This is a genomic window from Acidimicrobiales bacterium, from assembly GCA_022452145.1.
In the GTDB taxonomy this organism is placed as follows: domain Bacteria; phylum Actinomycetota; class Acidimicrobiia; order Acidimicrobiales; family MedAcidi-G1; genus UBA9410.
In genome coordinates, this window is sequence record JAKURY010000038.1 from 1 (window position 1) to 10,969 (window position 10,969).

12 protein-coding genes are annotated in these 10,969 nt (G+C 66.6%); 3 read left to right on the top strand and 9 right to left on the bottom strand.

Annotated features, from left to right (window positions below; translation table 11 throughout):
* From MK177_10050 to MK177_10060, 3 genes are all read right to left on the bottom strand, one after another.
* Positions 1 to 501: ABC transporter permease subunit (locus MK177_10050; GenBank protein MCH2427656.1), on the bottom strand; the 501-nt coding region annotated here is incomplete at its 3' end.
* 172 nt (positions 502 to 673) lie between these two features.
* Positions 674 to 1,792 carry an amino acid ABC transporter substrate-binding protein gene (locus MK177_10055; GenBank protein MCH2427657.1) on the bottom strand — a complete coding sequence of 373 codons (1,119 nt, stop codon included), beginning with the start codon at positions 1,790 to 1,792 and terminating at the stop codon, positions 674 to 676.
* 207 nt (positions 1,793 to 1,999) lie between these two features.
* Entirely contained in the window at positions 2,000 to 2,527 is a 528-nt protein-coding gene (locus tag MK177_10060) for a carbonic anhydrase (protein ID MCH2427658.1), read from the bottom strand.
* Between the two features lie 54 nt (positions 2,528 to 2,581).
* On the opposite strand from MK177_10060, the gene MK177_10065 reads away from it, so the two are divergent.
* Complete coding sequence (locus MK177_10065; protein MCH2427659.1) at positions 2,582 to 3,634, top strand: hypothetical protein; 1,053 nt, start codon at positions 2,582 to 2,584, stop codon at positions 3,632 to 3,634.
* An 87-nt stretch (positions 3,635 to 3,721) separates the two neighbouring features.
* Here MK177_10065 and MK177_10070 read toward each other — a convergent pair whose 3' ends face one another.
* Both MK177_10070 and MK177_10075 read right to left on the bottom strand, forming a co-directional pair.
* Entirely contained in the window at positions 3,722 to 4,297 is a 576-nt protein-coding gene (locus MK177_10070) for a hypothetical protein (GenBank protein MCH2427660.1), read from the bottom strand.
* A gap of 58 nt (positions 4,298 to 4,355) precedes the next feature.
* Positions 4,356 to 5,888, bottom strand: coding sequence for an AMP-binding protein (locus MK177_10075; protein ID MCH2427661.1), 1,533 nt, complete (start codon positions 5,886 to 5,888; stop codon positions 4,356 to 4,358).
* Between the two features lie 102 nt (positions 5,889 to 5,990).
* On the opposite strand from MK177_10075, the gene MK177_10080 reads away from it, so the two are divergent.
* On the top strand, positions 5,991 to 6,278 hold the full coding sequence (locus MK177_10080; GenBank protein ID MCH2427662.1) for a chorismate mutase: 288 nt from the start codon (positions 5,991 to 5,993) through the stop codon (positions 6,276 to 6,278).
* 15 nt (positions 6,279 to 6,293) lie between these two features.
* Here MK177_10080 and MK177_10085 read toward each other — a convergent pair whose 3' ends face one another.
* Genes MK177_10085 through MK177_10095 form a run of 3 tightly spaced genes read right to left on the bottom strand, consistent with a single transcriptional unit; the run spans position 6,294 to position 9,317 of the window.
* Positions 6,294 to 7,454: a ferritin-like domain-containing protein gene (locus MK177_10085; GenBank protein MCH2427663.1), complete on the bottom strand. Its 1,161-nt coding sequence runs from the start codon at positions 7,452 to 7,454 to the stop codon at positions 6,294 to 6,296.
* A 55-nt stretch (positions 7,455 to 7,509) separates the two neighbouring features.
* Complete coding sequence (locus tag MK177_10090; protein ID MCH2427664.1) at positions 7,510 to 8,661, bottom strand: ferritin-like domain-containing protein; 1,152 nt, start codon at positions 8,659 to 8,661, stop codon at positions 7,510 to 7,512.
* Positions 8,658 to 9,317, bottom strand: coding sequence for a TetR/AcrR family transcriptional regulator (locus tag MK177_10095; protein ID MCH2427665.1), 660 nt, complete (start codon positions 9,315 to 9,317; stop codon positions 8,658 to 8,660). The genes MK177_10090 and MK177_10095 overlap by 4 nt, the downstream gene beginning before the upstream one ends.
* Before the next feature lie 219 nt (positions 9,318 to 9,536).
* Here MK177_10095 and MK177_10100 point away from each other — a divergent pair, with 219 nt between their 5' ends.
* Complete coding sequence (locus tag MK177_10100) at positions 9,537 to 10,382, top strand: LLM class F420-dependent oxidoreductase (GenBank protein MCH2427666.1); 846 nt, start codon at positions 9,537 to 9,539, stop codon at positions 10,380 to 10,382.
* Between the two features lie 48 nt (positions 10,383 to 10,430).
* On the opposite strand, the gene MK177_10105 is transcribed toward MK177_10100, so the two are convergent.
* On the bottom strand, positions 10,431 to 10,969 hold a 539-nt coding region (locus MK177_10105), incomplete at its 5' end, for a catalase-peroxidase (protein MCH2427667.1).

The following is a 10,969-nucleotide window of genomic DNA, read 5'->3' on the forward strand; positions in this document are numbered from 1 at the left end:
GTGGAGCCAGCCGTTGATGGGGCCGGTTTCGAGGCCGAGCCTGGGAAACGCGGCTGTCATAGCCGAGTAGTAGAAGATCATCTGCACCAGCAGCGGAATGTTCCGCAACGTCTCGACATACCCGGAGCCGATGCGGCGTACCAGCCAGTTGTCGGACAGGCGGGCCAGGCCGACGATCACGCCCACGATCGTGGCAAAGAAAATGCCGGCAATGGACAGACGCAGGGTGTTGACCATGGCGGCCCAGAGGGCCCGTCCACCCGTGTCGGGGTGGGTGTCGATTCCCTCACTGATCTGAATGTCGACGGGGCGTTCAAGGAAGTCGAAGTCGGTGTTGATGTTCCGTGCCCGAAGGTTGTCCCCGGCCTGATTGGCCAGGAACCACATGGCGCTGAGTACCACGAACAGCAGGAAGACCTGTGTCACCCACTTGAGGACGATGACGTCTCGCCACAGCGGCACTCGCTGGGATACCCGCTCTTGGGTGGTGGTATCCGTCATCGTTGACTTTGGCTCAGATCGTGGGCTGGCGGATCAGGAAGACATCTCTGGAAAGAGTCTCAGACGGTGGACAGTATCCGCGGACCGTAGCGGCCCATTACGCGAACGATCCCGGGGCCCGGGAGCTGGCGCCCCCGAACCCCGGGATCATCGATTACGTCGGTTCGCCTACTTAGCGGGCCGGCGGGGAGTAGATCAGGCCCCCGTCCAGCCATCCGGCGTTGGCGCTGCCCTCGCGGTACAGGCCGACCGGGTTCAGGTTGCGGTCGTAGACCTCGCCGTAGCTTCCGACCTGCTTGATCACCTGGTGGAAGGCGTCGGCGGACAGACCCATGGCGGTCTGGAGTTCACCATCGCCGCCACACAGGCGTGCGACCTCGGCCTCGGCCGTGGCGCACGTGGCGTCGACGTTGGCGGAGGTGACGCCGTACTCGTCCATGATGATCATGGCGTACACGGTCCAGTTGACGGCATCGGCCCAGGCCGAGTCGTTCTGGCCGTAGGTCGGGCCGAGCGGCTCCTTGGAGATCGGAGTAGCCGGGAAGATCACCCACTCCTGATCGGCGGGCATCTGCTTGGCCTTGCGGCCCACGAGCGCTGAACCATCGGTGGTGGTGATGTCACAGCCACCGGCGATGAACGTCTCGTACACCTCGTCGCTCGTCTCGAAGCCGAGCAACGTGATCTCGGCGCCGGCCAACAGGGCGGCCTCGGCGATGTTCTTCTCCGTGGTCGTTCCGACGTTGGTGCAGACGACAGAGCCGTCGATGTCGGCGACCTGGCTGGAACCCGAGAAGCCATCGCTGACTCGGGCCATCAACTGCTGGCCGTCGTAGTAGGTGGTGGGACCGAAGTCCATGCCAACCGAGCTGTCACGGCTCTGCGTCCACGTGGTGTTACGCATGAGCACGTCCACGTCGCCGGTCTGAACGGCGGTGAAGCGCTCGGAGGCCGTCAGGGCCACGAAGTTGACCGCACCGGCGTCGCCGAGGACGGCGGCGGCCACTGCACGGCAGAAGTCGGCGTCGATGCCGGTGACCGAACCATCAGCCTGGGTTTCCGAGAAGGCGACTGCGGAGCCGCTGACACCACAATTGAGGGTGCCACGTGCCTGTACGGTGTCTAGGAGGCTGCCGCCTGCGACGACCTCGACCTCGGCGGTCGTGGCCGGTGCGGCTGCCGTCGTGGCAGGTGCTGCATCGTCCCCGTCGCTGTCGCTACCGCAGGCCGCGGCTACGACACCGATCGAGAGGAACAGGGCGAGAAGCTTCAGAAGCTTGCTCTTATTCATAGGTAAACCCCTCCGGTTTCATCGGATTCCCGGAGGGCGGAAATCGCCACAGCCGAGTGCCGCCCGTCGTTGGACAGCGGATGTTAATGGTAGGTGCCGCCGGTCACAGCGGCAACCCGGGCCATGCGGATCGTGCATGGAACAGCCCTGGAGTCGCTGCCCAGCCCGGTAGTACAGGCCCGGGAGTTGCGGGCCCAGCCGCCCGGCTCAGCCGGCGGTCCCAGGCTCGTCGAGGGTGACCTCGTCGAGCAGGCCGGTGGTCACGCAGTAGACGAAGCCCCGTATGTGGTCCTTGTGGGCCAGGAACGGCGAAAGGTGCAGTCGTTGCATCGACTGGCGGACGCTGGCGTGCGGGTCGGTGAACGCCTCCACCACCCACGGTGGGGTAACGCCCAGCTCCTCCTGCATCTCTGAGCGGAAGGTGTCCTCGGTTACCCGTTCCAGGCCGCAGTCGGTGTGGTGTACCAGGACGACCTCGCGGGTCTTCAGGAATCGTTGTGACAGGCACAGGGAGCGGATGACGTCGTCTGTGATGACCCCTCCGGCGTTGCGGATCACGTGGGCCTCGCCATGGCCAAGGCCGAGAAGTTGGAACATGTCCATGCGGGAGTCCATGCAGGCAACCAAGGCCACGTGGCGGGTCGGCTCGACCTGGAGGTCGGCGTCTGGGAAGTCGACGGCGAACGCACGGTTGGCGGTGATGAATTCATCGGCGATCGGGATGTGGTCGGACATGGTGCCTCGGGTGGCTCTCGTTCGGACTCTGGATGGCGACCGGGATGGCGACTGATGTCCGCCGTCCATGGGCAGCAGGACGCCTGCATCTGCCACGATGATGGCATGAGTGGGACCGGACCCGTGCCAGCCATCCAGACCGTGACCGGGCCGATCAGCCCGGACGACCTGGGTCGCACGCTGATGCACGAGCACCTAACGGTGGGCTGGCCGGGCGCCGAAAGCCACACCACGGTCGCCCAGCGATCCCGTGCCGACATCGTCGCGGTGTGCATGGATCGGATCGCCGAACTCCAGGAACTCGGCTACTCGACGCTCGTCGACCCGTGCCCCAACGACCTCGGGCGGGACGTGTCGCTGCTGGTCGAGGTGTCCGAGGCCACGGGCTTCAACATCATCTGCGCCACCGGCCTATACAAGGAATCGGAGGGCGGTCACGCCTACTGGTCGTTCAAGGCCCGGTACGAGGACGTCACGGCGGTGATGGCCGAGATGTTCGAGTCGGAGTTGACCGACGGGGTCGGTGGGAGCGGCGCCCGACCAGGGATCCTGAAGGTGGCCACCGGCCTCGGCGGAATGACCGACCACGAGCGGCGGGTGTTCGACGCTGCGGCTGCCGCCGCCCTGGCGACCGGCGCGCCGATCACCACGCACACCGACGAGGGCACCGTTGGAGACCTGCAGCAGGAGGTGCTGACGGGCGCCGGGGTGCCGGCACACCGGATCCTCGTGGGCCACTCCTGCGGGACGACAGATGCCGACTACCACGAGGGCATCGCTGCCGGGGGCAGCTATCTGGGCTTCGACAGGTTCGGCATAGCGGCGCTCCAGCCCGACACCGACAGGGTGGCGTCCCTCGTCGAGGTGATCCGACGCGGCTACGGCGACCGGGTGGTGGTCAGCCACGACTCGGTCTGGTGCTGGCAGGGCGAGCCGTTCCCGGCTCGGTCGATGGGTCGCCTGGGCGAGATCTTCGACCCCACGCGCTTCGACCGTGAGATCGTCCCGATGCTGTTGGAGGCCGGCGTTGAGGGTGCCGAAGTTGAGGCGCTGGTCGTGGACAACCCTCGCCGGTTCTTCACCGGGGAGCCGTTACCTGCCGTCTGAGGCACGGTTCCCCCGGGCCAGCCGCCCGTGTAGGAGGCAGACAGCTTCGTTCTGTCAGATCTTGGTTTCCTCAGCGGGTTTGACCGTTCAGGTACCGGCCGTGCGGGCCGCCTGCCGGGCCAGCAGGTTGGCCGCCACCGCGGCACCCAGCACCCCGCCGGCCGTCGACAGCACCAGATCGCCGACGGTGTCGTCGTAGGTGAGTTGCAGGCCGGTGGTGCCCATCTCCTGGATGATCCACTCCACGCCCTCCCAGGCGACGATGGCCAACGCCCCGAATCCGGATCCCATCAGGACGAGGTTCCAGCGGGCCAGCCCGGCCGGGGCGACGAACAGGACCAGGGCGGCCACCAGGAACGTCCAGTTCACGAAGTGGAGGATGTCGTCGAACTGCGCCATGGTGTCGTACAGGTTCACGAGGTTGCCCAGCAGGTCCAGGACGAACGGCACGACCAGCAGGGCGTCGCCCAGGTGCGGGTACCGGCTCCGTCGCCCCCGCAACGCCCAGATGGCTGGCACCACCAGGGCCGACAGCGGGTAGCCGACGCACCGTTCGGGCCAGCCCTTTCCGGCCACACCGGGGATGTCGGGGAACAGCAACCCGGTCAGGAGGGTGACCACAAGGGCTCCCTTGACCACCCACATGAACCGGCGGTTATTCATCGGACGACGTTTCGCTCGTTTATAGGATGGCTCCCGGCTCCAGGGTCTGCAGGCCCGGCTAGTTGATCTGCTTCTCCATGCCCTCCCAGTAGGGGGCACGCAGCTTGAACTTCTGCAATTTGCCGGTGGCCGTCCGGGATAGCTCGTCGCGGAACTCCACCGATGTGGGGCACTTGAAGTGTGCCAGGATCTCCCGACAGTGGTCTATGAGGGCACCCTCGTCGACGGACGCCCCGTCGGCTAGCACCACCAGGGCCTTGATCGTCTCGCCCCACTTCTCGTCAGGCACGCCGATCACGGCCGCCTCGGCGACCGCCGGGTGCGAGAACAGGGTGTCTTCCACCTCGATCGACGACACGTTCTCGCCGCCCGAGATGATCACGTCCTTCTTGCGGTCGGTGATCGTGGCGTACCCCGCCTCGTCGATCACCCCGCCGTCACCGGTGTGGAACCAGTCGTCGGCCAGCGCCTCGGCGGTGGCCTCCGGCTGGTCCCAGTAGCTCTTCAGCACGTGGTTGGTGCGGGCCAGCAGCTCACCCTCCGGCGAGGTGGACATGGACACTCCGAGGGCCGGCGCGCCGGCGCGTGACAGCCTGGCCGCCCGCTCGGCCGGCGTGTCGTCGTCCCACTCGGCCCGTGAGCGGTTCATGGTGAGCAGCGGTGCGGTCTCGGTCAGCCCATAGATCTGGATGAACTCCCAGCCCAGCTCGACCTCGACCCGTTCGATGGTCCGGGTGGGCGGTGGTGCGCCGGCCACCACGATCCGCATGGTGCCCGTGCCGGGAACAGGGCCGTCCCAGTCGGCTGCGGCATCCAGTACCGAGCTGATCACCGCCGGGGCGCCGCACAGCAGAGTCACCCCGTGCTGCTCGATGCGTCGGAGGATCTCCGGCCCGTCGACCTTGCGGAGCACGATGTGCCTTCCGCCCATGCCGGTCACCGCGTACGGCATGCCCCAGCCGTTGCAGTGGAACATCGGCAGAGTGTGAAGGTAGACGTCCCGGTCGTTCACGCCCGTCTGCCATCCGAACACCGCCGCGTTCAGCCACAGGTTCCGGTGCGTCATCTCGACGCCCTTGGGGCGTGCCGTGGTACCGCTCGTGTAGTTGATCGTGGCCGTCGAGCTCTCGTCCGGGGTCCATGGCCGGGGCTCCACCCCCTCGAGGAAGAGCGAGTCGGACTCCTCGCCAGTCAGCAGGCGGTGCTTCACCTTCACGTCGCCCAGGTCGGCTTCCAGCTCCGGGTCCATGAGCAGCACCTCGGCGCCCGAGTGGTCGACTATGTACTGGACCTCCTCGGCGTTGAGGCGGAAGTTGACCGGCACGCCGACCCGTCCGAATGCGCTCGTTCCGTAGAGGAACACCAGCATCCGCGCGGCGTTGTGGCTGACCATGGCCACCCGCGCTCCCAGGTCCAGGCCCATGGCGTCCAGGCCGGCGGCCATGGCGCGGGCCAGCTCCGCGGTCCGGGCGTATGTGAGGTCCGGGAGGGGAGTCGCCACCTGGTCGGGCTCGTCGACGATGGCGATCCGGTCGCCGTAGACGACCTCGGCCCGACGTAGGTGGTCGGCGACGGTCAGCGGTATCTCCATGGGTCGGCCTCCTGCCGGCTTCTCGCGGTGTATCGACAACGGGACGGCTGACAATAGTTCTCGTCCCTCGGGCACCTCGTCTCAGGGCATACGCTCCCACGGGTGGAACACGACGAGGTCCTCGACGGATACCGGACGAGCATCGACAACATCGACGCTGCCCTCATCCACCTGCTGGCCGAGCGCTTCAAGGTGACCCGCAAGGTGGGGACCCACAAGGCGGCGGCCGGCATGGCGCCGGCTGACCCTGACCGGGAGACCGAGCAGGTACAGCGCATGCGGGACCTGGGCGAGGCGGCGGGCCTGGACCCGGTGTTCAGCGAGAAGTTCCTGCGGTTCGTGATCAACGAGGTGATCCGCCACCACGAGCGGGCGGGGAACGGGGACTGACTTCCCAGCCGGAGCTCAGCCTTCGGCCATCTCCCGGTCCTTGGCCACCTCGTCCAGGTCGGCGTACTCGTCGGCGGTGTCGACCCAGTCCTCGAACTCGATCACCCCGATGTCTGTGAACCGGTCACGGAGCCAGCCGTCGCCGGCGTCCAGCAGGCCCAGCTTCTTGCAGTTCGGGACGATCTTGGAGAACAGCAGCCGCTGGAAGATCCGCAGCTCGTTCGGCATGGCCAGCGTGAACTTCACCATGTCCTTCACGTCGACTCCCATGCGCTCCCAGACCTCCTGGCGCATGAACCGGTCACGCATCTGCAGGGCGGCCTCGAAGGCGAACTCCTGGCGGTCACGCAACTCGGCCACGGTGAGGTCCTGGTACACCTCCTGGAGGCTGAGGACGCCGAAGGCCACGTGGCGGGCCTCGTCGGACATCACGTAGCGCAGCAGCTTCTTGAGCAGTGGTTCCTCGATGGTCTGGTGCATGAAGCCGAAGGCGGCCAGGGCCAGGCCCTCCACCATGATCTGCATCCCGAGGTAGGTCATGTCCCAGCGGCTGTCCTGGAGGATGTCGTCCAGCAGCGACCCCAGGTGGGTGTTGACCGGGTACTTGATGCCGTCCAGCTTCCGGTCCAGGTACTGGGCGAACACCTCCACGTGGCGGGCCTCGTCGACCACCTGCGTGGCGGCGTAGTACTTGGCGTCGATCCACGGGACGGTCTCGACGATCTTGGCGGTGCACAGCAGGGCGCCCTGCTCGCCGTGCATGAACTGGCTGAGGCTCCAGTTCATCGACTCGACCCCCAGGTCGGCCCACTCCTGCTCGTTCAGCTTGTAGAGAGGCGATTCGGGGTTCTCGGCGAAATAGGCCACCTCGGCGGGGTCGGCCGGGGTCAGCACCTCGTACGGGTCGACGTCTATCGACCAGTCCAGGTCGGTCTGGCCGTTCCACTGGGAGGTCTTGGCCTTCTCGTAGAGCTTGTCCAGCCTGGCCCGTTCGCCCTTGTCGTAGCCCCACGTGAAGATGGCGTCGGCGTTGTCCTCCACGGAGTGGATGAGCGAGGTGACGTCGTCGTTGAACGCGGAGAACTCGGTGATGCGGTCAGGGTCGTTGGCGTACGCCCGGAAGTCGAACGACTCGATGGCGATCTCTCCGCTGGGCATCGGTTCGGTCGTGGTCATATCGGGTCTCCTGTGATGGGGCGAGTGGTGGTCGGTTTTCGGGCGATCCAGTGGATCACTGGGTCATGGGGTCGGCCGGCGGGTGAGCCGGCTGGCCGCTGGCATCGGCGTGGATGGGCTCTACGGCATCGCCGATGGTGAGGGCCTCGGCGGTGTTCTCCCAGTGCTCGTACTGGATGATGCCCATCTCCTCGAAGCGCTCGCGGAGCCATCCGTCCCGGTGGTCGAGCAGCCCGAGCTTCCTGCAGTTGGGGACGATCTTGGAGAACAGCAGGTGCTGCATCCGCTGCTGCGACTGCTGGCTGGGGAGCAGCGCCTCGATCTCGGCGTTGGAGATCCCGAAGCTCGGCCACAGTTCCGAGTTCAGGGTGCGCCGCCGCATCATGTTGCAGGCCTCGTAGGCGAACTCCTGGCGTACCCGGAACTCGGCGGCGTCCATGTCGTCGTAGAGCTCCTGCAGTGACAGGATCCCGAAGGCCACGTGGCGGGCCTCGTCGGCCATCACGTAGCGGAGCATCGCCTTGAGGAGCGGTTCCTGGGTGGTTCCGAGCATCAGGCCGAAGGCGGCCAGGGCCAGGCCCTCGATGACCACCTGCATGCCGAGGTAGACGAGGTCCCAGCGCTCGTCGCGGAGCACCTGGTCGATGAGCGACTTGAGGTTCTCGTTGATCGGGTAGGTGGCCGGCATCTTCTCGTCCAGGTACCGGGCGAAGGCCTCGACGTGGCGGGCCTCGTCGACCACCTGGGTGGCTGCGTAGTACTTGGCGTCGATCCACGGGACCGCCTCCACGAGTCGGGCGGTGCACAGCAGGGCTCCCTGCTCGCCGTGGAGGAACTGGCTGAGAGATGCCGACTGGGCCTGTACCGCGAACTCCACCCACTTGTCGTCGTCCCAACTGGCGACAGGTGAGCCCTTGACGTCCAGCAGGCTCCGTGCGGGCATCCCGGCCGGTACGCCCGTGGCCTCGGCCTGGAGGCGTACGACGCGCTCCGGGTCGACGTCGATCGACCAGTCCAGGTCGTCGCTGACGTTCCACTGCGAGCGCTTGGCCTTCTCGTAGAGGCGGTTCAGTCCGTCCCGGGAGCGCTCATAGTCCCAGGTGAACGCGGTGTCGAACTCGGCTCTGACCTTGTCGATCAGTGCGTCGAAGGCTGTCGTGGCGTCCTGCTGGCCGGCGTCCTGTGGGCTTTCGTCTACCACGGTCATGCGTCGCCTCCCGGCGTCTGGTTCTCTACAGGTCCATGGGGCTCAGGACCGTAGGGCTCGGCGAGTCCTCCGAGAACCCGGTCGATGACGGTGTGCCAGTGGTCCGGCGAGGGGAGGCTGAGACCCATGGAACGGGTCAGGAGCATTCCGAGGCCAATGGCGTGGGCCAACCGGACCACCGCCTGCTCGTCGAGGTCTGCATCGAAAAGGCCGTCGCTGGTGGCCTCGTCGACGAGCTTGCCGAGTCGACGGTCCTCGTCCTCGACCCGTACCCGGAGCCGCTCGGCCAGGTCCGGATCGCGCCGTGCGGCCACGATGGCCTCCAGGAACAGCCCGTGTCCGCCGTCCAGCGGGTCGAGCAGGTGGTCGCCCAGCATGGACAGGACCTCGGTGGGGGAACCCAGGTTGCCACCACCGTTCAGGACGCTGTCGATGGAGTCGGGTACGTGGTGGTCGACGGCCTCCAGCAGCAGTTCGGCCTTGCCGCCGTACCGGGAGTAGATGGCGCCGGTGGTGACGCCTGCCTGCCGGGCTATCTCGGCCACACCTGCCTTCTCGTAGCCCTTCTCGGCGAACACCTCGGCCGCAGCCTGGAGTAGCCGGTGGGTCAGGTCCTCCCCGGGGGCGGGCTGGGTGTCGGGCCCATTGGATGCCATGTCTGGATAATAACCGTTGTTATCAGGCGGTCAAGTATCCGGAGAATCAGCCGGATAGAGCACACGTCGACGTCGGGACTAGTTTCCCGCCCGGACAACATCACCAGTGATCACACCTGGGAGGGTGGGCCCACCTTTCTCCAGGGGATCCCGCCTCCGGTAGATCCCGCCGGGAACTCCCATGAGCAGAGAGCCCGACAGCAGAGAGAGAGCCATACCGTGCACTTCGGAGCCTGTTTCTTTCCGACCTCCTACGCCATCAGCCCGGCCGACCTCGGCGTGGCACTGGAGGAACGGGGCTTCGAGTCGATCTGGCTTGCCGAGCACAGCCACATCCCGGCCTCCCGGACGTCGCCATGGCCGGGCGGCCCCGACATGCCCCAGATGTACTACGACACCCTCGACCCGTTCGTGACGCTGGGGGCCATGGCGACCGCCACGACGACCCTGAAGTTGGGTACCGGCATAGCCCTCGTCGTGCAGCGCGACCCGATCCACACCGCCAAGCAGGTGGCCAGCCTCGACGTGCTATCCGACGGTCGGGTGCTGTTCGGCATCGGAGCCGGCTGGAACCTCGAGGAGATGTCGGACCACGGCACCGACCCGGAGCGCCGCTTCGGCCTCATGCGCGAGAGGGTGGAGGCCATGAAGGCCCTCTGGGCCGCCGAGGTTGCCGAGTACCACGGCAGCCAGGTCGGCTTCGACCCGACCTACCAGAACCCCAAGCCGGTCCAGCGTCCCCACCCACCCATACACGTCGGTGGGGTGGCTCCGGGAGGCCTAAGGCGGGCGGTGGCCTACGGCGACGGCTGGATACCCATCGGTGGGCGCACGGTGGTCGACGGGGCAGGGCTGGATGCCCTGCGGGCCGAGGCCTGCGCCGAAGCTGAGCGCGATCCGGCGAGCCTGGAGATCTCCATCTACTACGCGCCGCCCGATCCGGCTGTGCTGGCCGACCTGGCCGAGCACGGCATCGAGCGGGCCGCCTTCGGCATCCCGTCGGAGGGCCGGGACGTGGTGCTGCCGCTCCTCGACGGCTACGCCGAGGTGGTGGCGTCGCTCTAGGTTGGACGAGGTCGCCTTCAGGCGTGCCCCGGCGTCAATGTATTGAGATCAGGCCAGGTCGAACCGGTCGAGGTTCATGACTTTGTGCCAAGCGGCAACGAAGTCATCCACGAACTTCGAGTGGCCGTCGTCGCACGCGTACACCTCAGCGAGGGCTCGCAACTGCGAGTTGGAGCCGAATACGAGATCGGCGGCAGTGCCGGTCCAGCGCACTTTGCCCGTCTCGCGATAACGGCCCGCAAACACGCCTTCTGATGACTCGGAGGCCTTCCACTCCGTGCCCATATCGAGCAGGTTGACGAAGAAGTCCGTGGTGAGCTGGCCTGGCCGGTTGGTGAACACACCGTGCTGGGCGCCGCCCACATTGGCGTCCAGTGCTCGCATACCGCCGACCAGCACCGTCATCTCGGGCGCGGTGAGGTGCAGAAGGAATGCCTTGTCGACAAGCAGCTCCTCGGCAGGACGCTTGTGGATGGGCGACAGGTAGTTGCGGAAGCCATCCGCTGTCGGTTCCAGGGACGCAAACGAGTCGACCTCGGTCATCTCCTGGCTGGCATCTCCACGGCCCGGGTTGAACGGAACAGAGA